This window comes from Nocardia carnea (assembly GCF_029868325.1).
In the GTDB taxonomy this organism is placed as follows: Bacteria; Actinomycetota; Actinomycetes; order Mycobacteriales; family Mycobacteriaceae; genus Nocardia; species Nocardia carnea_C.
On record NZ_JARWNW010000288.1, the window covers coordinates 18,883 to 40,850 of the forward strand.

Here is a 21,968-nt window from a genome sequence, read left to right on the forward strand (position 1 = left end):
ATGTGCCGCGGCATCGCAGTACCGGGGACACGCCGCGCGGTCCGCTGGACGATACTGCTCGCCCTCACCGCGCTGGCCTTCCGCCGCACACTCGCCGATATCTGGCGAGGTGCGGGCGAAGGTTCCTCCATCGGTTATCTGCTGGTCCTGCCTGTGCTGGCGCTGGCGCTCATGCTGGGGGTCCGCCGGCGCCGCAAACCGGTCCTGCCGATCCACGACCGGGAAACCGATGTCATCGTGGGCCTGATCGGCCTGGTTGTCGCACTGTTCGTACAGCGGCTGCTGCTCCCCAGATATGCCCCGTTCTACGAACTGTTCCATTTCGATGTGCTCGCGATGATCCTGTTCGTACTGTCCGGTGCGGTACTGCTGTTCGGTATGCGGGCGGCCATGCGGTATTGGGAAGTCTGGGCCCTGCTCCTGGTGGTCAATCCGATCCTCTACCGGATCGTCGCCGTCGCGCTGGGGGGCGGCCTGTTCGCATACTCACTGGTGATGATCGTGGCCTCCGCGATCACCCTCACCTACGGCTTCCACCGCGGGGGGCGCCGGGTGGCCTGGGTCAGCGCGCTGGCGGTGGCGGTCGACTGCGCGGTTCTCGCGATCGTCACCCACTGGATCCCCGATATCCGCATCTCTGCCGTCCTGATCGGCGTGGTCCCCGTCACCGCCGTCGTGGTGTGCGGATCCGCACTCGTCCTGCGCGATCCACTGCTGTCGGCCGGCACCGCGCCACCGATCGGCGGGCCGGACGATCCCCGATACGTCCTCGTGGCGCTGGCCGCGGTCACGGTACTGATGACGGTGTCGCCGATGCCCGCGACATCCGGCGACAATGTGGCCGCCGGCCCGCCGTACCAGGGCACCACAGGTCTGGTGGTGCCGCCGGGCTGGCGGCAGACCGGCTTGCAGGACCTGGACTGGCCGCAACACTTTTTCAGCAGCGAGTCGACCTTCCTGCGGCAGACGATCCGCACGCTGGAACCGAACCCTCGCTGGGACGCCCTCGGCCGCAACCGCACCGCACAGATCGACCTGCTGACCGTGCGGTACGGCGCGGCTCTCGACGTCACCCCAACGCTCGTCACCTACGACCTGCGCTACGCGCGGGTCAGCAACCCGCCCCGCTCGGTTCCGCTCGGGCGCGGTCTGGTCGCCACCATGTACTCGGTCGTCGACGAACGCCTCCACCTCACCTGGAATTACCTCACCTTCGTCTGGCGCCGCGATGCCGCGCATATCCAGCGGGTGACCGTGATGACCGTCGACAACCACGAACCGGACGCCTATTTCCTGCCACCGGCACCCTCCGTGGCGGGTACCGCGTCGGCCATGGTCGCCCTGCTCGCCCGGGGCGTCTCCGCGGTCACGGCCACCGACCCGGTGTTCAAGGATGCCGAACTGCTCGAAACGCTGGGCCGGCAACTCGTGGAGGTACAACCATGGTGAACGAGCAGGCAAGTGGAGGCGACCCGGTGGCTGCGGCCCTGCACGATGCGGTGCACGGCCTGCGGGAACGACGCCCCGAGGTATCCGCCGCGCGGGTCGTCGTCCGCTGGCAGCGCTGGGTCCTGATCGGATTGCTCGCCGCTCTCGTCCTGGGTGCGGTTTTCGCCCGGATCCAGACGCTCATTGCGATCACCGTGGTGTGCACCGCGGCGTACGTATGGACTCTGATCGACCGCCTGGTGCTGTTCTTCCGCGGTCTGGACGGCCGCAGCATCGTCACCGTCACCGATGCGGAGGCCGAGGCGGCCCCCGAAGATACGTTGCCCGCTTACACCATCCTGGTACCCGCGTTCCGGGAGCCGGAAGTGATCGCCACGGTGATCGAGAACCTCGCCGCCTTCCGGTACCCAGCGGACAAACTGCAGATACTGCTGCTGCTCGAGGCCGACGACGAAGCCACCATCGCGGCCGCCCGCGCCGTCGACGCGCCCGAAACGCTGCGCATCATCGAAGTTCCCCCGGCCGATCCCCGGACCAAACCCAAAGCCTGCAACTTCGGACTGCATTTCGCGACCGGAGATATCGTTACCATCTACGACGCCGAGGACCGCCCCGACCCCCTGCAATTACGCCGTGCGGCAGTTGCCTTCGACCGGCTGCCCGGCGACACCGCCTGCGTCCAGGCTCGGCTTGCGTTCCACAACGGCGGCCAGAACCTGCTCACGGCATGGTTCACCGCCGATTACGCGCTGTGGTTCGGTTTCATTCTGCCCGGGCTCATGCGTGGCGATGCCCCGATCCCGCTGGGCGGCACCTCCAACCATCTCCGGCGCGATGTCCTCGACGAGATCGGCGCCTGGGACCCGTTCAACGTCACCGAAGATGCGGATCTGGGCGTGCGGATCGCCGAAAGCGGTTATCGCACCGCCGTTCTCGATTCGGTGACGTGGGAGGAGGCCAACAGCGATCCGGTGAACTGGATCCGGCAGCGTTCCCGCTGGTACAAGGGTTACCTGCAGACCTGGCTGGTACATATGCGGCGACCGGTGCGGTTGTGGCGGATGCTCGGCCCGAGCGGTTTCGCGCGTTTCACCACCCTGCTCGCCGGCACTCCACTGATCGCTTGCCTCAATATGCTCTTCTGGTTGATCACGCTGGCGTGGCTGCTCGGCCAGCCCCATGCAGTACAGGATCAGTTCCCGCCATATGTCTATTTTCCGGCGCTCTTCTGCCTCGTCTTCGGTAACGCGGCGGTGATGTACATGAACCTGGTCGCGTGCCGCGAGAGCCGGTTGACCGTCCTGCTGCTCGCGGCCCTGACCACGCCGCTGTACTGGCTGCTGATGAGCATCGCCGCGATCAAGGGGGTCTACCAGCTCATCAGCAAACCGTCCTACTGGGAGAAAACCTTCCACGGTCTGCCCGGCGCGGCGTCACCTGAACCGACGGGTGTCGCGCGATGAAGACGTCGCGCTGGCTGTTCCTGCTCGCGACAGCCGGATACCTCGCGGCCGGACTGTATCTCGCCATCGAACCGCACTACATTCTCGGCGATTCACTGAGCCGGGTCTCGGCCGCGCGCAGTGTGCTCTTCAGCCGCGACCCACATCTGGCGGCCATCGGCTTCATCTTCACCCCACTGGTCACTATCGTCCAGCTGCCGGTGGTCCTGCTCGGCCAGTGGTGGCCGGTCCTCACGGCATGGAATATCACCGGCGTCCTCGTCTCCGCGCCGTTCATGGCCGGCGCGGTCGTGCAGGTTCGCGCCATCTGCGAAGACCGCGGGATACCGGGGTGGCTGGTGTGGGTCTTGACCGCGCTCTTCGCGGTCAACCCGATGATCGTGTTCTACGGCGCGAACGGGATGAGCGAGGCACCGTTCGTCTTCCTGCTGTGCTGGACCGCGCGCCGGCTGATCCGCTGGCTGCACACAGACGACGTCCACGATCTCTGTCTCGCCGCGGTCGCCCTGGCATTGGCGTATCTGACCCGCTACGACGCACTCCCCGCCGCCGCCGGGGTGACCGTGTTCGTAGCCGTGGTGACCTGGCTGCGGACCGGCGGCCCCCGCCGGCACCGGGTCACCGATACCGCGATGGACGCACTGCTGGTGGCGGCACCCACCGGTATCGCATTCGTGGCATGGACCGTGACCAGCTGGCTGATCACAGGCGAACCGTTCCAGCAGTTCACCTCCGACTACGGCAACACCAGCATCGTCGAGCAGAGCAGCAGTGGCGGCGGCGCACTCGATCCGCTCTACGGACTGCTCTTCTCGATCAGCGAAATCATGGTCCTCGGGCCGGTGCTACCGGTATTGATACCGGTATGCCTGGTACTGGCGTGGCGGCGGCGCGACCCGGAGGTGCTGGCCACGGGGATCGTTTTCGGCGCGGTCCTCGCCTTCGCGACCCGCAACTACATGACCGGAACCACCTTCCCGTTTCTGCGCTTCTACATCAGCGCGATACCGCTGATGGTGGTGCTGGCCTGCCAGCTGGTTCCGCCCCGAGGACACGTTCCGGCACGGCGTCCCGGCCGGCATCACCGGCCACGCCGCACCGTGCCGGGCCGCCGAGTACTCGCGCCGGCGGTCATCGCGGCGGTACTCGTTCTGGCGACCCCGCTCGTCACCGGTGTGTTGATGCTTTCACCGACGCTGTCCATTCAGCAGTACGCCCTCCAAGAGATCGTGTTCCCCGACCCCGCCGATACCTCCGCCACCCGTTCTCGGGAACGACGGATCATCGCCTCGTTCCGCACCGAGCGCGAAGTGGCCCGCTATATCGACGATCTCGGCCTGCCGGACGCATCGGTGCTGATGGATACCGTCTACGGATTTGCCGTCTATACGGCAACCGACCGGCCGCATACCTACATCATCCCGTCAGACCAGGATTTCATCACGATCCTCAACGACCCGGCCGCGCACGGGGTCCGCTACATACTGGCCGTCCCGAACTCCGGCCGCGGCACCTCGGACGCGGTGAATGTCCGCTATCCCACCCTGTACGAGACGGGCGCGGAAATCGCCACGCTCGAGCTGGAGATACCGAACGACGGCGATAATCAACCGGTTTGGCGGCTGTACCGCGTGCGGTCCTGAACGCCGGAACGGCGTCCAGTGCGCGTGGACGCGCCCCGCCGCGCACCGCCCAGGGCCGCGGCTGCCTCAACTACTCGCCCGCAGACCGCGCGGCTACTGCTGGTGTGGTGGCCGCGGCTGCTGGTGATACTCCTGCGGAGGTATCCCCGGCTGCTGTGGTTGCATTCCGTACGCGGGATCCGGCTGCGGCGGCATAACCGCTTGCGGCGGCTGTTGCTGCCGCGGCACGGGCTGCGGATCCGGTTTTGCGGTGTTCACAGGCGCTGCCGTATCCACCGGCGTCCGCGCCACGGACTCGGCGGCGCGGACCGCACGCTCGACAGCAGGATCGGTACTCGTATCGAACCAGTCCGCGACCTCGTCGGCATCGTCATCCAATTTGCCCGCGGTCTCGTCCTCGGCCGGGGGTTCGTACCGGAAGACACCGTCCTCGCCCTTGGTGGCGAAATTCTTCGCGAAACCCTCCAGTGCCTTCCCGAAATCGCTCGGCACCAGCCAGACCTTGTTCGCATCGCCCCGGGCGACCATGGGCAGGGTCTGCATGTACTGGTAGGCCAGCAGCTCGGGGGTGGGTTTGCCCGATTTGATCGCGGCGAAAACCTTCTCGATCGCCTTGGCCTGTCCCTGCGCCTGCAGATAGGAGGCGGCGCGCTCACCCTGGGCCCGCAGGATTCGGCTCTGCCGCTCACCCTCGGCGGACAGGATCGCCGACTGTTTCGCCCCCTCGGCGGAGAGGATCTGCGACTGCTTGGCGCCCTCGGCGGTTTTGATCTGCGATTCCCGGTTGCCCTCGGCGGTGAGGATCATGGCCCGCTTCTCCCGGTCCGCCTTCATCTGCTTCTCCATCGACTCCTGGATCGACGGCGGCGGATCGATGGCCTTCAGCTCCACCCGGGCCACCCGCAGGCCCCAGCGGCCGGTCGCTTCGTCGAGCACCCCGCGCAGCTGGCTGTTGATCTGGTCGCGGGAGGTCAGGGTCTCCTCCAGGGTCATTCCGCCGACCACATTGCGCAGCGTGGTCACGGTGAGCTGTTCGACCGCGGCGATGTAGTTGGAGATCTCGTACACCGCCGCCTGCGGCTGCATGACCTGGAAGTACACCACCGAATCGATCTGCAGGGTGAGATTGTCCTGGGTGATCACCGGTTGCGGCGGGAAGGACACCACGCGCTCGCGCAGGTCGACCTTGGCGCGGATCCGGTCGACGAACGGCACCAGGAACGTCAGCTGCCCCGACGCCGTCCGCGAATACCGGCCGAGTCGTTCGATCACCGCGGCCTCGGCCTGTGGCACCAGGGCAATCGACTTGAACACCACCACCGCCGCCAGCACCACCAGTGCGGCGACGAGTATCAATGCAGCCATTTACGGGCCCTTCCAGACGACAGCGGTCGCCCCGTCGATCTTCATCACGTATACGGTCGCGCCCTCCGGGTACTCCTCCCCCGGGTCCAGGGACCGGGCGCTCCACACTTCGCCGCTCAGCTTCACCCGGCCGTCGTGTTCACCGACCGGCTCGAGCACCAGCGCGGTCTTACCGGTCAGGGCGTCCACATTGGTCGGTGTCGGCGGCGGAGTTCCGAAGCGCCGCAACAGCGTCGGCCGGACACCGAGCAGCAGCACCACCGCCGAGACCGCGAAAACCACCGCATCCACGACGACGGGGGCGTCGGTCAGGAAGCTCACCCCCGCGGTCAGCAACGCGGCGGAACCGAGCATCAGCAGCGTCAGTTCACCGACGAACATCTCGGCAGCCGCCAGCAGCACACCGGCGACCAGCCAGACAATAGCGGCCACGCCGCCCAGCCTAGTGGGATATTCCCTCGCCCGGGGGCCGGATGGCGACACCCCGCCCCGGTAGCCGCCGCAGAATCCGCCGATACGCTACTTTCGGGCCGGTGAGCGATCGATACGGCGATATCTTTTCCGGCCATCCGCGCACCGCGAAACGCACCGTTGCCCAGGTCGTGGCGGAACCCGAACTCGTGGTGGAGGACGCGGCCAGCGGTTTCTGCGGCGCGGTGGTCGGGTTCGACCGCACGTACGACGGCGATTTCGTGAAATTGGCGGATGCCCGCGGCGCGGTACGCCTTTTCGCGTTGCGCGAAGCGGCTTTCCTCATCGACGGCAAGCCCGTGACGTTGCGGCGGCCGGCGAAATCGGCGCCCGCGAAACCCGCCCGTTCGGCCTCCGGTTCGACCCGGGTGGAGGGCTTGCGCGCGAAAGTTGCCGCGCCGAGCCGGATCTGGGTGGAAGGTGTGCACGATGCCGCGTTGGTGGAGCAGGTCTGGGGTCACGACCTGCGGGTCGAGGGCGTGGTGGTGGAGCATTTGGAGGGACTGGACAATCTCGCTGCGCGATTGGCCGAATTCGGCCCCGGACCCGGTAAGCGGGTCGGTGTGCTCGTGGATCATCTGGTGACCGGGTCCAAGGAAACCCATCTCACCACCGGGCTCGGTGAATTCGTTCTCGTCACCGGGCATCCTTTCGTCGATATCTGGCAGGCGGTGAAACCGGCAGCCGTCGGAATACCGGAGTGGCCGCGCGTGCCCCGCAACGAGGACTGGAAAACCGGTGTCTGCAGCCGACTGGGCTGGGGCACACCGCAGGACGGCTGGCGGCGGGTGTATTCGGCGGTGAATTCGTTCCGGGATCTGGAGGCGCCACTACTGGGCGCGGTGGAACGGCTGATCGATTTCGTCACCGAACCGGGGCAACAATTCTAACGCGTGCCGACAGCCTGCGCAGACGCTGCCCGCCGACTGCCGGCACCCTTTATGCTCGATGATTATGTGCTCTCCCAGTGCCACCCTCACGCTGTGGGCCGGTTCGTGGCTCGCGGGTCGCAGCGCGCCCGACGACGTTCTCGAGGCATTGCACGCCTGGGCCCCGCGGCACACGCTGTCCGCCGGTGATCCGGTGACCGGTGGGCGCACCGACCTGCCGTGGACCGCACTCGGGGAGACCGCCGCGACAGCGGTTATGCCGTTGCTCAAGATGATTCGGCAGGCACTGGCCGCACCCGGTGCGGAGCTGCGGCTGGTGCTGCCGGTACCGGGCGATGTCCGCGGGTTGCCGGTGGGGACCGCGTTCGCCAGCGATGCGATCGAGGCGGGTGAGGGAATTCTCATCGGAGTTCCGGGCGCGGAGGGCACCGGGCTCATCCCGTATCACGAGGATGATTCGACCCTGCAGTGGACGGTCTACGCCGTCCCGATGCCGCCCGCCGCGGGCCCCGATATGTCGCTGGGTGAGGCCGAGTACGCGATGCGCGAAGCCGTCCGCGATGCCGCCGACGCGCTCATGCGGCTGCACACCACCGGCCTCGGCGGCGGCGACGCGGATCCGCGCGAACTCATCGAGGCCGAACTGGCCGACTACTCCCGCCACACCTACCCCGAGTACGTGCCGCTGCGGGCCAAACGCATCCTCGACACCGCCGACCATGTGGCGGCGATCCTCACCGTCGCCCAGCGCGAGCCCGCCTCCGCACCCACCTCGGCCACCGCCGCCACGGCCCAGGAATCCTTGCTGCGCCCCCTGTGGGATGCGCTTCGCGCCGCACGCCTGGTCGCCGTGCACACGGCAGCTCCCCAGACGCGCTGAGCCGGCCCCGCGACGGTCCGGCCCCGGGTCGCCACCGGGCGCTCCGGTACCCCGAGCCGACTCGTCCACACAGAGCGCCCCGATCACCATCGGTCCACCCCCTGGTCTGAACGGACCGACCGGCCCCCTGACCACCGGTCGGCGCGGCGACGACCTCCCTGCTGGGCGTAGCGGAACCGACCGCCCACCTGACGGCCCGGGTGCGGTGCACCGATCACCGTCGGGTCCTGATCACGACAGGACGGCCGACCGGATGCCCCCGCTCGCACGCAGAACGGGCCTTGTCCTGCGAGGGAGACGCAGCGACCACGTGCCGGTCATCGTGCCCTGAGAGGGTTCCGCACGCGGTCAGCCGCCCGCCCCGGCACGGTCTGCTATCGCCGCCGGCCGGCGGGCCCGGTCTTCGACGTCGACGAAGCGGTGGTGCGCCCGCGACGCGGTGAGGCACGCCACGGCGCCTCCGGGATCAGGCCGGCCGGCGACCGCTGGGACGCCGCACCGGTTCGCAACAGCCGACGGCACACAGCGCGCCGTCGACCGTACACCCGTAACCCGGCACCTCACCGAGACGTCGCGCCGGTGTTTCGCGCAGTTGCTCGGCGATCAACTCGGCCACCATCTCGGCGAATCGATGGTCGGTACCCGGCGTTGCCGCGCGGGCGAATGCGATCCCGAGTTCGCCCGCCTTCGTGGCGGCTTCGTTGTCGAGATCCCAGATCACTTCGAGATGATCGGAGACGAAACCCACCGGGCAGATGATCACGGCGTCGAATCCCTTGTCCGGCAAGGTTTCCAGGTGATCGACGATATCGGGTTCGAGCCATGGGACCCGCGGTGGCCCGGACCGCGATTGCCATACCATGTCGTAATCGCCGAAACCTGTTGCGGCGGCACATAACCGCGCAGCCTCGGCCACCTGCCGACTGTAGAGATTACCGCCGTCGGCAGGCGGTCCGGCCGCGTTGTCGGCGGCGGTCGGCACCGAATGCGCGGTGAACACGAGCCGGGCGTTCTCGGCCTGCCCGGCCGGAAGTGTCTCCCGCGCAGCGTGTATCGCGTCCGCGAAGGCGGCGATCAGCAGTGGATGATCGAAATACTGCCGGAGCTTCACCATTTCCGGCGCGTCCGGGCCCACCGCCGCCCGGGCCCTGGTGATGTCCTCATCGTACTGCCGGCACCCCGAGTAACCGCCCCAGGCCGAGGTCGGGAACACGAGGGCCGAACGCACCCCGTCGGCGGCCATCCGCGCCAGCGTGTCCTCGACCATCGGGTGCCAGTTCCGGTTGCCGAAGTAGACGGGCAGATCGAACCCGGTACGCGCCAGTTCGGCCTCCACCGCGGTGATGATCGCGCGGTTGCAGGCATTGATCGGCGACACCCCGCCGAAGTGCAGATAATGCTCGGCGACCTCGGTCAGGCGTTCGGGTGGTACGCCGCGACCGCGGGTGACGTTCTCCAGGAACGGCAGCACATCCTCGGGTCCCTCGGGGCCACCGAAGGACAGCAGTAGCAGTGCGTCGGCCGCGCGGGCCACGGCGCCTCCTTACAGGTCCGGTGATCAGTCCAGCGGCATGTTCTCGGGGAACCAGGTGTTGTGGCTGGCCCCACCATCGACGTAGACGATCGATCCGGTGGTCGCGGGCAGCCAATCCGACAGCAGCGCCACGATCGATTTGCCGACCACTTCGGCGCCGCCGTCCCAGCCGATCGGGGACGCGCCGTCCCAGTAGGTATCCAGCTGCTTGAGCTGTTTGGCGTCATCGGTCGCGGTTCCGGCGATCGCCTTGGCGGCAAGGGTTTTCACCGGGCCGGCGGCGATCAGGTTGGATCGGATCTGCTTCGCGTACCCGACCTCACGCGCCACGTACCGGTTCACCGATTCCAGTGCGGCCTTGGCCACACCCATCCAGTTGTAGTACGGCATGGCGGTCCGGGGATCGAAATCCATGCCGACGATCGACCCGCGTTCGTTCATCACCGGCAGTACCGCCCGCGCCAGCGCCGCATAGCTCCACGCCGAGATCTCGAAGGATTTCGCCGCATCCGCGCTCGGGCCCTCCAGGAACGGCACGGCATCCGGGCCCATCAGCGTTTTCGGGGCGAAGGCGATCGAATGCAGCACACCGTCGATCCCCTCGGGGGCGAGGCGACGCAGCTCGTCGGGCAGTTTGTCCAGATCCTCCTGGTTGGTGACATCGAGCCCGATGGCCGGCGGCACCTCCTCGGGCAGCCGCTTGGCGATCCGGTCGATCAACCGCAGGCGCTCGGTGAGGCCCGTGATGATCACCCGGGCCCCTTCCTTCTGTGCGATCGCCGCCGCGTGGAACGCGATCGAGGCATCGGTGATGATGCCGGTGACGAGGATCGTCTTGCCTTCGAGCAATCCGCCCATGAGTTCTCGGTTCTCCCTGATGTGTGGTGTTGTGTAACGCGCTCGACCGCCGGCGCCGGCCGCGCTCACGGTACCGTCGGCGCTGCTGTCGAGATGTGTTCGGTGACCCGCGGGGTCAGTGCCCCATACCCATACCACCGTCGACCGGGATCACCGCACCGGAGACGTAGGCCGAATCCTGCGACGCGAGGAAGCTGACCACGGCCGCGACGTCCTCGGGTTTACCGACCCGCTGCAGCGGGATGAACTTCTCGGCCATGTCCCGCATTTCTTGCGGCAGATCCTTGGTCATATCGGTCTCGATGAAACCGGGCGCGACGACATTGGCGGTGATGGACCGAGAGCCGAGCTCACGGGTGATCGAGCGCGCGAGTCCGACGACACCGGCCTTGGAGGCGGCGTAGTTGATCTGTCCGGCCTGACCCGCGAGACCCACCACCGAACCGAGGAAGATCATCCGGCCCCAGCGGGCGCGCAGCATGGCCCGGTTGGCCCGCTTGGCGCACCGGAAGGCACCGGCCAGGTTCGCATCGACCACCTTGGTGAACTGGTCTTCGGTCATCCGCATGAGCAGCGTGTCGTCGGTGATTCCCGCATTGGCGACCAATACTTCCACCGGCCCCTGCTGCGCCTCGACCTCGGAAAAAGCCCGATCCACCGATTCGCTGTCGGTGACATCGCATTTCACTCCGAACAGGCCCTCGGGTGCGCCCGAACCGCGATGGGTGACGGCCACCTTGTGGCCGTCGGCGTGCAGGCGCTGCGCCACCGCGAGCCCGATCCCGCGGTTGCCGCCGGTCACCAGAACCGAGCGTGCTGTGAAGTTCGACATGGGGACAAACCTACCTGGCGGCGCCGGTAGCACTCGCATGGGACGTCCCCCCATATTTCGCCGGTGTACTTGTGCGTCTCGGACAAAACCGGGGTACGGCGACGGGCCGGGTTCGGTATCGAACCCGGCCCGTTCGGCGGCGTGCTCACCGGCCCCGATGAAGGGCCGGAGGATCCGGTTACGGCAGCCGCTGGCGCAGCAGCAGGGCCACCACGACACCGGCGAGGGTCGCCAGCAGGCCGAGCAGCCACCAGGGCCGGCTCGCGTCACCGCGGGTGATCTCGAAGCCGATCTGTTCTTCGAGGGTGTCGTAGACGCCGGAGAGTTCCTCCAGGCTGGAGGCCGTATAGAACTCCCCGCCGGACAGTTGCGCGATCTCCTGCATGGCCTCGTCGTCCACCGGTACCTCGACCTGATCGGCGCCCCCGTCGTCGCGCGGGATCTCGACCACACCCCATTGGGTGCCGAACGAGATCGTCGACACCGGGATCTTCTTGGTCTTGGCCAGCCGGGCCGCCACGAATTCGTGCCGCGGATTGTCGAAATCCTCGAAATCCGGGACCGTCTGTTTACCGTCGGACATCAGCACGATCCGGGCCGGCGGCGGGGTCTCCGAACCTCCCAGGACCGAGGCCAGGGTTTCGATCGACTGCAGGGCGGTGAAGATCCCCTCACCGGTGGCCGTGCGTTCGGCGAGGCGGATGTTGTCGATGGCGGCCTTCACCGAGCCGCGGTCGGTGGTGGGCGAGACGAGTACCGAGGCGGTTCCCGCGTAGGTCACCAGGCCGAGGTTGATACCCGGGGTGAGACCTTCGGCGAAATCCTTGGCCGCCTGCTGCGCGACCTCGAGCCGGCTCGGTGACACATCGGTGGCTTCCATCGACAGCGAGACGTCCATGACGAGGACGACGGTGGCCCGGTTCCGGGGCACCTTCTGCTCGGCGGTCGGCCCGGCGGCGCCGATGGTGGAGAACACCATGCCGACGATCACCAGGATGATCGGGATATGCCGCCAGAAGGCCGGCCGGTTCGGCGCCACCTTCTCGAGCTGCTCCATATTGCTGAATCGCAGCATATGGCGGTGTTTACTGCGCTGGACCAGCAGGTACGCCAGCGCGAGCAGCAGGATGACGGCAAGGAACCCGAGCCAGATCGGGGCGGCGAAATTCGAAATACTCACTGGCGTGGCACCCGCGAAGTCGAGGCGCCGAGGCTGTGGCGCCGGGTGGAGACGAACCGGACCACATCGGCGATCCAGTCCCGGTCGGTCTGCAAGGTCATCACGGGGGCGCCGCAGCTGCGCAGGGTCTGCTCGACCTCCTCCCGGTGCCGCTGCGCGGCCGCCGCATAGTCGGCGCGCAACTGGGGCGTCACGCTGAACTCGCGGGTCCGCCCGGTTTCCGGGTCGTGCAGGACGACGTCACCGATATCGGGCAGGGCCATATCGCGCGGATCGAGCACCTCCACGGCCAGCAGCTCATGGCGCGCGGAGATGGCGCGCAGCGACCGCTGCCACGTGATATCCCCGAGGAAATCGCTGATCACCACCGCGAGGCCGCGTTTACGCTGCGGGCGGCGCAGCGATTCGATGGCGCCGTGCAGATCACCGCGTACCCCGTCGCGCGGATGCGGCGTGGTGGCGATACTGCGCAGCAGCGATTGTGCGTGTACGCGGCCGCTCCGCGCCGGAATGCGCCGCAACTGTTCGCCGGTGGCCACCACGGCGCCGACCCGGTTACCGCCCCCCATCGTCAGATGGGTGATCGCGGCCGCGGCGGCGACCACGAGATCGCGTTTCTGACAGGCGCCGGTCCCGAAGTCCAGGCTGGCGGACAGGTCCACGACCATCCAGGTTTCCAGTTCCCGGTCGGCGATCATCTGCCGGACATGCGGATGGGTGGTGCGGGCGGTGACCGACCAGTCCATCTGCCGGACATCGTCACCGGGCTGGTAGGCGCGTGCCTCCCCCGGTTCCGAACCGGGTCCGGGGATCAGGCCGAGATGATCGCCGTGCAGTACGCCGTCCAACCGGCGGCGCACCGTGAGCTCCAGGGTTTTCAGGGCGGCCGCCAGATGCGGGTCGGTCAGTTCGCCCGACCGGAACGAGGGTGGCGCGTGATCTGCCATGGGCACTCGGGCACGGGGGTCCGGCCGGGTCACTGGGGCTGGTTCGTGCCGGCGGTCTGCGGCACCTGGGGCGCCTGCTGCGGCGGAGCGGGCGGCCGGCCGTTGCCGTTCTCGGCGGCGGGCGGCGCACCGGGCGCCACCGCCTGCGGCGCCACCTGCGGCAGGCCGACGGTTTGCAGGACCCGCTGGATGACATCCTCGGGGCTGATCTCGTCGGCGAGCGCATCGTAGGAGAGCACCAGGCGATGCCGGAGCACATCCGGGATGACCTCGAGGACGTCCTGCGGAACCACATAGTCGCGACCGCGGATCAGCGCGACCGCGCGGGCGGCCGCGATGATGCCGAGGCTGGCGCGGGGCGAGGCGCCGTAGGAGATCCAGTTCGCCACATCGTGCATACCGAATTCGGCCGGGACACGGGTCGCCGAGATCACCCGGACCACATAGTCCACCAGCGCATGGTGCACAAAGGTGCTCGCGGCCAGTTTCTGCAACCGCAGCAGTTCCTGCGGCTCCAGGATCTGCCCTGGCTCCGGCGGCGCGACACCCATCCGGTAGATGATCTCGCGTTCCTCCTCGACGGAGGGGTAGTCGACCACGATCTTGAACAGGAACCGGTCGCGCTGCGCTTCCGGCAGCGGGTACACGCCTTCGCTCTCGATCGGGTTCTGGGTGGCCATCACCAGGAACGGGTCGGGCATGGGGTAGGTCTTACCGCCGATCGACACATGCCGTTCGGCCATCACCTCGAGCAGCGCCGACTGCACCTTGGCGGGCGCGCGGTTGATCTCGTCGGCCAGGACGAAGTTGGCGACCACGGGGCCGAGTTCGGTATCGAACTCTTCCCGCCCCTGGCGGTAGATACGGGTGCCGACGAGGTCGGTGGGGACCAGGTCGGGGGTGAACTGGACGCGGGAGAACGACCCGCCGACCACCTTGGCGAAGGTTTCCACCGCCAGCGTTTTGGCGATACCGGGCACGCCCTCCAGCAGCACATGACCGCGGGCGAGCACGCCGACCAGCAGCCGCTCGACCAGCCGGTCCTGCCCGACTATTACCCGCTTGACCTCGTAGATCGCTTTTTCCAGGGTCTGGACGTCGCGTTCGAGGGTGCTCGAAGCAGGCGCCGGCGGTTCTTTCGCCAAATCCGCCCCTTTGACACCGTCCGTCGAAGTCACCAACATCCCCGCTTTCGCCTCGGTCCTGTGCGTGCTGTCACAACTATTCCAGGTGATGACCGTATCCGCCGCAACCGGCTCCACTGTCGCGGATTTCGCCGCCCTCACCTGCGGTCGCCGGTCCGGCGGGTGGTGTCCACCCGGTGGCCGCGGCCACCGGCATCGCCCGTCGCCCTCGACCATACGTACCGATAAGGCATGATGCCCGCCGTAGCGGCCGCCGAAACCTGCACAATCGGCCGGACGGCGGGGCCGGCGGCGCCGGGGGCGAACCACAGGGTCCGTTGCGGGCCCGCGGGCATCAGGCGCACGGTGCCGGCGAGCGGCGCGGTGCCGGGCCGGCCCCGACCGAAACGGCACTGCGGGCACGGCCGGCGGCAGACGAGGGCGCCTATCGCGAGGCCGGCTCGCGCAGGGCTTCTTCGGCGACCCGGGAAGGAACCTCGGAGTCCTCCGCAGGTGCCGCAGCATCGGACGCCGGCGCGGTATCCGCTGCCGTCGTATCGTCGCGCCGGCGCGCCTTGACCCAATACAACCCGCCGATCACCAGGACAAGCCCGGCCAGCAGCACCGAGGTGATCTCGGTCCAGCTCACCGTCGGGGTCTGTTCGAGGCGGTGCACCAGGATCTGCGCGGCCTCCTCGCTGTCACCGCCTTTGAACTTCGCCGTGTCCTCGGCCCATTCGAGCCGCACGCGGCTGATCGAATCACTGGTGGTGCCGATCCAGTCGTCGCTGAAGACGGCGACCGTGCCGTGCTGGAATCCGGCGACCTCGGTGGCCAGATCCCGCAGTTCCGAATCGTGGCCGGGGTTGCCGTGCATCACCACGATGCTCAGATCGATGCCGTGCGCCCGCGCATCGGCCACGATTGCGGCCAGTTCGCTCTGGTCGTCTCCGTCGGGTGTGGACACCCCGTTGTCGGCGAGATCGGCCCGGACTTCCGCCATGGTGTCCGTGTCGAATTCGTCCGGCAGCTTGGTGGCCTTGAGGGAGAAGGCCGAAGTGTGGGTGACGGTCATCTTCCATCCGGTCTTGGTCGAGGCCGCATCGTCGGACGAGGCGACAGGGGTAGCGAGCACTGGGCACGAATTCCGGGAGTACCCGACGGCACGCCCCGGCAATCCGGTCCAGCTCGAGAGCAGATTACGCGACAACGGGGCGGTCGGTGCACACCCGCCACGCCGAACGGTTGCCACGCCGGGCCGCGGTGACCGGGCGCCGCCCCGAAAATTTCACAGGACAAGCGTACTGTTAGGGTTGGGAACCGCGGGGAACCGGCACCATCCCGGGCCGGCACCTCATGCCAGAGACGTACCGCCGCCGGCACAGCCCCGCCGACGGCGCCCACACCCGACAAGTGGAGCTGACGTGACCAAAAGTATCGATACTTTCGGCGCCAAGGGCAACCTCGAGGTCGGAAGCAACTCCTACGAGATCTTCCGCCTCTCGGCCGTGCCCGGCACCGAGAAACTCCCGTACGCACTGAAGGTCCTCGCCGAGAATCTGCTGCGCACCGAGGACGGCGCGAACATCACCGCCGACCATATTCGTGCGCTGGCCGACTGGGACCCCAACGCCCAGCCCAGTATCGAAATCCAGTTCACCCCCGCCCGCGTGGTGATGCAGGACTTCACCGGTGTGCCCTGCGTGGTCGACCTGGCCACCATGCGCGAGGCCGTCGCCGCCCTGGGTGGCGATCCGGAGAAGGTCAACCCCCTCTCCCCCGCCGAGATGGTCATCGACCACTCCGTCATCCTCGACGTGTTCGGCCGCGCCGATGCCTTCGAGCGCAATGTCGAACTCGAATACGAGCGAAACGGTGAGCGCTACCAGTTCCTGCGCTGGGGCCAGGGCGCCTTCGACGATTTCAAGGTCGTCCCCCCGGGCACCGGTATCGTGCACCAGGTCAATATCGAGTACCTGGCCCGCACCGTCATGGTCCGCAACGGTCAGGCCTACCCGGACACCTGCGTCGGCACCGACTCGCACACCACCATGGTCAACGGTCTGGGCGTGCTGGGCTGGGGCGTCGGCGGGATCGAGGCCGAGGCCGCCATGCTCGGCCAGCCGGTCTCCATGCTGATCCCGCGCGTGGTCGGCTTCAAGCTGACCGGTGAGATCCAGCCGGGCGTCACCGCCACCGACGTGGTGCTCACCGTCACCGAAATGCTGCGCAAGCATGGTGTGGTCGGCAAGTTCGTCGAGTTCTACGGACAGGGCGTGGCCGAGGTGCCGCTGGCCAACCGCGCCACCCTGGGCAATATGAGCCCCGAGTTCGGCTCCACCGCGGCGATTTTCCCGATCGACGAGGAAACCATCAACTACCTGCGCCTCACCGGCCGTAGCGACGAACAGCTGGCGCTCGTCGAGGCCTACGCCAAAGAGCAGGGCATGTGGCACGACCCGGCCTCGGAGCCCACCTACTCCGAGTACCTGGAGCTCGATCTGGGCACCGTGGTGCCCTCCATCGCCGGCCCGAAGCGCCCTCAGGACCGGATCCTGCTCAGCGAATCGAAGGTCGCGTTCCGCAAGGACATCCACAACTACGTGGAAGAGGACTACCCGACCCCGCACAGCAAGCTGGACGAGGCGGTCGAGGAGACCTTCCCGGCCTCCGATCCCGCGCCGATGCTCAGCTTCGCCGACGACGGGGCCGTCGATGTCAGTTCCGCGGCGAGTGGCGCCGACGGCCGGCCCTCCAAGCCGATCCGGGTGGTCTCCGAGGAGCGCGGTGAGTTCGTGCTCGACCACGGCGCGGTCGCGGTCGCGGGTATCACCTCCTGCACCAACACCTCCAACCCGTCGGTCATGATCGGTGCCGCGTTGCTGGCCCGTAACGCGGTGGAGAAGGGCCTGACCAGCAAGCCGTGGGTGAAGACCAATATGGCCCCCGGTTCGCAGGTCGTCACCGACTACTACGAGAAGGCCGGTCTGTGGCCCTACCTGGAGAAGCTGGGCTTCCACCTGGGTGGCTACGGCTGCACCACCTGCATCGGCAACACCGGTCCGCTGCCGGAGGAGATCTCGCAGGCAGTCAACGACAACGACCTCACCGTCACCGCGGTGCTGTCGGGTAACCGCAACTTCGAGGGCCGTATCTCCCCCGACGTGAAGATGAACTACCTGGCTTCCCCGCCGCTGGTCATCGCCTACGCGCTCGCGGGCACGATGGACTTCGATTTCGAGACCGATCCGCTGGGCAAGGACACTCAGGGCAATCCGGTGTTCCTGAAGGACATCTGGCCCTCGGCGCAGGAGATCGACGACACCATCAAGTCGGCGATCAACCAGGAAATGTTCACCAAGTCCTACGCCGATGTCTTCAAGGGCGACGAACGGTGGCGCAGCCTGCCCACCCCGGAGGGCAACACCTTCGAGTGGAGCGACGATTCCACCTACGTCCGCAAGGCGCCGTATTTCGACGGTATGGGCATGGATCCGGAGCCCGTCGCCGATATCAAGGGCGCCCGCGTCCTGGCCCTGCTGGGTGATTCGGTCACCACCGACCACATCTCCCCCGCCGGTGCCATCAAACCGGGCACCCCGGCCGCCGATTACCTCGATTCGCACGGCGTGGCGCGCAAGGACTACAACTCCCTGGGCTCGCGCCGCGGTAACCACGAGGTGATGATCCGCGGCACCTTCGCCAACATCCGGCTGCGCAACCAGCTCCTCGACGATGTCTCGGGCGGTTACACCCGCGACTTCACCCAGGACGGCGGCCCGCAGGCGTTCATCTACGACGCTTCGCAGAATTACCAGAAGGCCGGTATCCCGCTGGTCGTGCTGGGCGGTAAGGAGTACGGCTCCGGTTCGTCGCGCGACTGGGCCGCCAAGGGCACCCGCCTGCTGGGTGTGAAGGCCGTGATCACCGAATCGTTCGAGCGTATCCACCGGTCGAACCTGATCGGTATGGGTGTGATCCCGCTGCAGTTCCCGCAGGGCGAATCGGCGAAATCGCTGGGCCTGACCGGTACCGAGGTCTTCGATATCGCGGGTATCGAAGAACTCAACTCGGGCACCACCCCGGCCACCGTCCACGTCACGGCGACCAAGGAGGACGGGTCGAAGGTGGAGTTCGACGCGGTGGTCCGTATCGACACCCCCGGTGAGGCGGATTACTACCGCAACGGCGGCATTCTGCAGTACGTACTGCGGAATATGATCCGTAGCTGATCGCAGGTACCGCGAGCCCGGGGACGACCGGGCTCGCGCACCCGATCTCGTGAGCCGGCCACCGGCTCATCCGGTTGCGAGGTCCGGGTGCGCGGGCCGGCCCGGGCCGCGAGCCGGACGGCCGCGCCGGACCCGGATGCGGCACGGTTCACGCGAGATCACATAGTGGACACCGGGATTCCCCGCCTCGGTCTCGGCCGCGGCGGGGATGCGCGTATCTGTGACCGACCGCCCGTCATTTCGTATCCACCCCCGCTGGAGGAGAGTCCATGCCCAAGGTCAGCGACGATCATCTGGCCGCCCGGCGCACACAGATACTCGACGGCGCGCGCCGCTGTTTCGCCGAGTTCGGGTACGACGGCGCCACCGTGCGCCGCCTGGAGGATGCCATCGGCCTGTCCCGGGGCGCGATCTTCCATCATTTCCGCGATAAGGACGCCCTCTTCCTGGCGCTCGCCCAGGAGGACAACGAGCGAATGGCCGAGGTCGCGGCCAACGAGGGCATCGTGCAGGTGATGCGGGATATGCTCGCCGATCCGCAGGAGTACAACTGGCTGGGCACCCGGCTGGAGATCGCCCGGCGGCTGCGCACCGATCCCGAGTTCCGGTCGAGCTGGACGCAGCGTTCGGCCGAGCTCACCGCGGCCACGCTGGCCCGGCTGGAACGTCGTAAGGCGGCCGGGGCGCTGCGCGACGATGTACCCACCGATGTCCTGCTGGGGTACCTCGACCTCGTGCTGGACGGTCTGATCGCCCGGATCGCCTCGGGGCATACGAACGAAAACCTCACCGCAGTCCTGGATCTGGTCGAGGCCTCGGTACGACGCCGCCCCGGAGCTCCGGCTCCGACGGAACAACAGTGACCCGCGGCGAGTTCGCAGAAATATGACCTTCTCCGTCCCCATCACCGTCCGCGGTTACGAACTCGATGTCCAGGGCCATGTCAATCAGGCGGTCTACCTGCAGTACGCCGAACACGCCCGCTGGGAGTGCCTGGTGGCCGCGGGACTTCAGGCGGACAAACTGGTCGCCGCCCGGCTGGGACCGGTGATTCTGGAAACCACCATCAAATACCGGCGCGAACTGCGCAGCGGCGACGAGGTCCGGGTGAGCTGCGAATTCGAATGGGGTTCGGGCAAAACCTATCGCATCCGGCAGGAGATGATCCGCGCCGACGGCACCCTCTCGGCCGAAGTGGTCGGCGTCGGCGGTGTGCTGGATCTGGATGCCCGCCGGTTGGTCGCGGATCCGGCGGGACGCTTGCGCGCACTGGCCGAGAAGCCCGAACTCCTGGGCGGCTGAACGGCGCCGAGAAAGCATTCGGCAAATATTCCGGCCGCCGGGCCGTTCTGCCCGGTTTCCGGAAAACTTCCGTCCCGGTAAATTCCCCGGTCTCGAGATCGGCTTTCCGCGGACGCAATTCCGGCGATATCGGCCGCCACCGCCCCTCGGCGGCGTTATGATCCGGACGCGCTCGGGTCGTGGCACATTGCGAGCTAGATCGGAGAAATCAGATGACCGATGTCCTGCCTCCCGTCGGCACAACACAATCCGATGCGGTGGCCACCCTCACCGGTGTGCTCCTCGCCGACGACGAGGGCGCTGTCCGGATCCGGGTCGCGGACGGGACGTGGACGTTCGCCCCCTGCGATGTACTCGGGATTCGCGAGCACGACGAACGGTCCGGCGCCCCCGCGGGCACAGTCCTGGTCGATATCCGGTCGGGCGCAACTGCTGATTTCACCCGCCGGCTGCGCATCGATGTGGGCGAACGGCCGCTGACGCTGGCGGCACCCCCGTCACCGGCCTTCGGCGATACCCAGCTACGCCGGCTCACCGACACCTGGGCGCGGCGGCTACACCTCGCCGATCCTCCGCACCACCCGGCGACATTCACCTTCGCGCAGACCCGGTCGTACAACAACAGCGACGACGGTATCCACTGCGACAGTCTCGACTGAGCGGCCACCACGATGACCACCCGGCAGGGGTCGGTCCTCATCGTCTCCGAATCCGATGATCTGCACGCCGCAGCCATGCAGGCGACGCTGCGAGAACGGTACGGCGTCACCGCCCTCCGGCTCGACCTCCGTGATTTCCCCCGGGAAACGGGCAGTTTCCGGCTCGACGCTTCCGCGAGCGCGCGCTCATGGGCGGGCCTGCCCGGCCTCGACGACGTCCGCGCCGTGTGGTGGCGGCGCCCGCATCCCAGCCGGGTCCCGGCCGGGGTCCGCGCCGACGACGATGCCTATCGGCAGGCCGAATGCGATGGGTTCGCGCAGGGCCTGCTGTGGTCGCTGCCGGCCCGGTGGGTCAACGATCCCGGCCACGATCGGCTCGCCCACCGCAAGATCGTCCAGCTGGATACGGCCCGGCGGGCCGGCTGTGCGCTCCCGGACACGCTGATCACCAACGATCCCGGTGCGGCCCGGGAGTTCATCGAAAACAGTGCGGGGCGGGTCGTTTTCAAACGCACCGGCACCTCCCGGGCGGAATTCGCCGAGACCCGGCTCGTCGAACCCGCCGATCTGGACCGGCTCGGTGCGATCCGCTGGTCGCCGACGATCTTCCAGCGGTATATCGATCCCGAATGCGATCTGCGCGTGGTCTGGGTGGACGGACAGGAGTGGGTGGTCCGGATCGATTCCCGGGCAGGTGCGGGGCGCGTCGACTCCCGGCTCGACGTTTCGGTCGATTTCTCCCCCGCCCGGCTCCCGGCCGCGGTCAGCAAATCGCTGGCCACCCTGATGGGCGCCCTCGGACTCTGCTTCGGCGTGCTGGATCTGCGGGTGGGTCTCGACGGCGAGCACTATTTCCTCGAGGTCAACCCGCAGGGACAGTTCGCCTATCTCGAGATCAAGACCGGGCTGCCGATCTTCGCCAGTCTGGCCGGTCTGCTGGCTCACGGCGACAGCGCTATGACCGGCTGGTGACCCGGGCATCTCCGGTTCGACCCGGCACACCGGGCCGCGCGGCCCCCGGGGGGGATTACGGGGGGGGGGGGGGGGGGTAGGGGGGGGTTTGGGGGGTTTAGGACGGTTGGGCCCCCCCCCCGGGGGGGGGGGCCCAAGGGCAGCCGGCGGCCAATTTGTGGGGTACC

General features: G+C 67.7%; 19 protein-coding genes. 10 read left to right on the forward strand and 9 right to left on the reverse strand.

Annotation, left to right across the window (positions count from 1 at the left end):
- Genes QH196_RS27560 through QH196_RS27570 form a run of 3 tightly spaced genes read left to right on the forward strand, consistent with a single transcriptional unit; the run spans position 1 to position 4,555 of the window.
- Positions 1 to 1,449 (forward strand): hypothetical protein, encoded by a 1,449-nt coding sequence (locus QH196_RS27560; RefSeq protein ID WP_280418755.1) that lies wholly within the window; start codon positions 1 to 3, stop codon positions 1,447 to 1,449.
- On the forward strand, positions 1,443 to 2,912 hold the full coding sequence (locus QH196_RS27565) for a glycosyltransferase (RefSeq protein WP_280418756.1): 1,470 nt from the start codon (positions 1,443 to 1,445) through the stop codon (positions 2,910 to 2,912). The genes QH196_RS27560 and QH196_RS27565 overlap by 7 nt, the downstream gene beginning before the upstream one ends.
- The gene (locus QH196_RS27570) at positions 2,909 to 4,555 is read left to right on the forward strand and encodes a glycosyltransferase family 39 protein (protein ID WP_280418757.1); all 1,647 of its coding nucleotides are present in this window, start codon (positions 2,909 to 2,911) and stop codon (positions 4,553 to 4,555) included. Before QH196_RS27565 ends, QH196_RS27570 begins: the two co-directional genes overlap by 4 nt.
- A gap of 93 nt (positions 4,556 to 4,648) precedes the next feature.
- Here the strand turns inward: QH196_RS27570 and QH196_RS27575 are convergent, their stop codons facing one another.
- Both QH196_RS27575 and QH196_RS27580 read right to left on the reverse strand, forming a co-directional pair.
- A complete protein-coding gene (locus QH196_RS27575; protein WP_280418758.1) occupies positions 4,649 to 5,920 on the reverse strand; it encodes an SPFH domain-containing protein in 1,272 nt (423 codons plus the stop codon).
- A complete protein-coding gene (locus QH196_RS27580; protein ID WP_033246193.1) occupies positions 5,921 to 6,352 on the reverse strand; it encodes an NfeD family protein in 432 nt (143 codons plus the stop codon). It lies immediately after the preceding gene.
- Between the two features lie 101 nt (positions 6,353 to 6,453).
- Here QH196_RS27580 and QH196_RS27585 point away from each other — a divergent pair, with 101 nt between their 5' ends.
- Together QH196_RS27585 and QH196_RS27590 are read left to right on the forward strand one after the other, a co-directional pair.
- Complete coding sequence (locus QH196_RS27585) at positions 6,454 to 7,281, forward strand: DUF3097 domain-containing protein (protein ID WP_280418759.1); 828 nt, start codon at positions 6,454 to 6,456, stop codon at positions 7,279 to 7,281.
- A gap of 64 nt (positions 7,282 to 7,345) precedes the next feature.
- Positions 7,346 to 8,161 carry a hypothetical protein gene (locus QH196_RS27590; RefSeq protein ID WP_280418760.1) on the forward strand — a complete coding sequence of 272 codons (816 nt, stop codon included), beginning with the start codon at positions 7,346 to 7,348 and terminating at the stop codon, positions 8,159 to 8,161.
- A 466-nt stretch (positions 8,162 to 8,627) separates the two neighbouring features.
- Here QH196_RS27590 and QH196_RS27595 read toward each other — a convergent pair whose 3' ends face one another.
- From QH196_RS27595 to QH196_RS27625, 7 genes are all read right to left on the reverse strand, one after another.
- Positions 8,628 to 9,695, reverse strand: coding sequence for a ferrochelatase (locus tag QH196_RS27595; protein ID WP_280418761.1), 1,068 nt, complete (start codon positions 9,693 to 9,695; stop codon positions 8,628 to 8,630).
- Between the two features lie 24 nt (positions 9,696 to 9,719).
- Positions 9,720 to 10,553 carry an NADH-dependent enoyl-ACP reductase InhA gene (inhA, locus tag QH196_RS27600; RefSeq protein WP_033246197.1) on the reverse strand — a complete coding sequence of 278 codons (834 nt, stop codon included), beginning with the start codon at positions 10,551 to 10,553 and terminating at the stop codon, positions 9,720 to 9,722.
- A gap of 115 nt (positions 10,554 to 10,668) precedes the next feature.
- Complete coding sequence (gene fabG1 / locus QH196_RS27605; RefSeq protein ID WP_280418762.1) at positions 10,669 to 11,385, reverse strand: 3-oxoacyl-ACP reductase FabG1; 717 nt, start codon at positions 11,383 to 11,385, stop codon at positions 10,669 to 10,671.
- 178 nt (positions 11,386 to 11,563) lie between these two features.
- Positions 11,564 to 12,565, reverse strand: a complete 1,002-nt coding sequence (locus QH196_RS27610; protein WP_280418763.1) for a VWA domain-containing protein — start codon at positions 12,563 to 12,565, stop codon at positions 11,564 to 11,566.
- Complete coding sequence (locus QH196_RS27615) at positions 12,562 to 13,512, reverse strand: DUF58 domain-containing protein (protein ID WP_033246200.1); 951 nt, start codon at positions 13,510 to 13,512, stop codon at positions 12,562 to 12,564. Before QH196_RS27615 ends, QH196_RS27610 begins: the two co-directional genes overlap by 4 nt.
- A gap of 29 nt (positions 13,513 to 13,541) precedes the next feature.
- Entirely contained in the window at positions 13,542 to 14,693 is a 1,152-nt protein-coding gene (locus QH196_RS27620) for an AAA family ATPase (RefSeq protein WP_432279566.1), read from the reverse strand.
- Positions 14,694 to 15,081: 388 nt separating this feature from the next.
- On the reverse strand, positions 15,082 to 15,771 hold the full coding sequence (locus tag QH196_RS27625; RefSeq protein ID WP_280418765.1) for a DUF6676 family protein: 690 nt from the start codon (positions 15,769 to 15,771) through the stop codon (positions 15,082 to 15,084).
- A gap of 289 nt (positions 15,772 to 16,060) precedes the next feature.
- Between QH196_RS27625 and QH196_RS27630 the strand changes: the two genes are divergently transcribed.
- From QH196_RS27630 to QH196_RS27650, 5 genes are all read left to right on the forward strand, one after another.
- A complete protein-coding gene (locus tag QH196_RS27630; protein WP_280418766.1) occupies positions 16,061 to 18,868 on the forward strand; it encodes an aconitate hydratase in 2,808 nt (935 codons plus the stop codon).
- Between the two features lie 269 nt (positions 18,869 to 19,137).
- The gene (locus QH196_RS27635; protein WP_280418767.1) at positions 19,138 to 19,731 is read left to right on the forward strand and encodes a TetR/AcrR family transcriptional regulator; all 594 of its coding nucleotides are present in this window, start codon (positions 19,138 to 19,140) and stop codon (positions 19,729 to 19,731) included.
- Between the two features lie 22 nt (positions 19,732 to 19,753).
- Complete coding sequence (locus QH196_RS27640; protein WP_280418768.1) at positions 19,754 to 20,170, forward strand: acyl-CoA thioesterase; 417 nt, start codon at positions 19,754 to 19,756, stop codon at positions 20,168 to 20,170.
- A 212-nt stretch (positions 20,171 to 20,382) separates the two neighbouring features.
- The gene (locus QH196_RS27645) at positions 20,383 to 20,829 is read left to right on the forward strand and encodes a hypothetical protein (RefSeq protein ID WP_280418769.1); all 447 of its coding nucleotides are present in this window, start codon (positions 20,383 to 20,385) and stop codon (positions 20,827 to 20,829) included.
- A 12-nt stretch (positions 20,830 to 20,841) separates the two neighbouring features.
- The gene (locus QH196_RS27650) at positions 20,842 to 21,801 is read left to right on the forward strand and encodes a hypothetical protein (protein WP_280418770.1); all 960 of its coding nucleotides are present in this window, start codon (positions 20,842 to 20,844) and stop codon (positions 21,799 to 21,801) included.
- The last annotated feature ends 167 nt before the right edge of the window (positions 21,802 to 21,968 follow it).